This window comes from Streptomyces bobili, assembly GCF_002154575.1.
GTDB classification, from domain to species: Bacteria; Actinomycetota; Actinomycetes; order Streptomycetales; family Streptomycetaceae; genus Streptomyces; species Streptomyces bobili.
Genome location: NZ_MUBA01000944.1, coordinates 1 through 619, shown reverse-complemented (window position 1 = coordinate 619; position 619 = coordinate 1). Strand labels below are relative to the sequence as shown.

At 72.2% G+C, this 619-nt stretch carries 1 protein-coding gene; it reads left to right on the top strand.

All coding sequences use genetic code 11. The features are described from left to right. The coding region (locus BZL64_RS38855) for a TauD/TfdA dioxygenase family protein (RefSeq protein WP_208639621.1) at positions 1 to 504 on the top strand (504 nt) is incomplete at its 5' end. Positions 505 to 619: the final 115 nt, after the last annotated feature.

The window sequence follows — 619 nt, the reverse complement described above, 5'->3', positions numbered from 1 at the left end:
TGGTCCAACCTGGCCGCCGCCTACGCCGGCCTGTCCGCGCCGCTGCGACGGTTCGCCGACGGGCTGCGCGCCGAACACCGCCTCGGCGTCGGCTACCAGCCCCGCCCCGGCGACGACGCCTACGTCCGTCACCTCCTCGACCACCAGGTGGCATCCGTGCACCCGCTGGTACGGGTCCACCCCGAGACGGGCGAGCGGGTCCTGTACGTCAACGGCTACTACGTCGAGCAGATCACCGACCTCTCGCGCGCGGAGAGTGCGGCGATCCTGGAACTCCTGCTGGCGGAGGCGACCCGCCCCGAGTACACCGTCCGCTTCCGCTGGGAACCGGGCAGCGTCGCCTTCTGGGACAACCGCGCCACCATCCACCTCGCCCCCAGCGACACCACCCACCTCGGCTTCCCCCGCACCATGCACCGCGTGATGCTCACGGGAGACATCCCGGCCGGCGTGGACGGCAGGCCGTCGGAGCCGGTCACGGGAACGGAACCCGGCCACTGGTGAGACCGCCCGCCCGCCCCGCTCAAACGCGCGGCTTCCACCCCAGTGCCGGGCCCAGGTGCGTCGCCATGTCGGTGAGGATCTGGACGTAGTCCTCGGGGGCGAAGGTGAAGGGGAG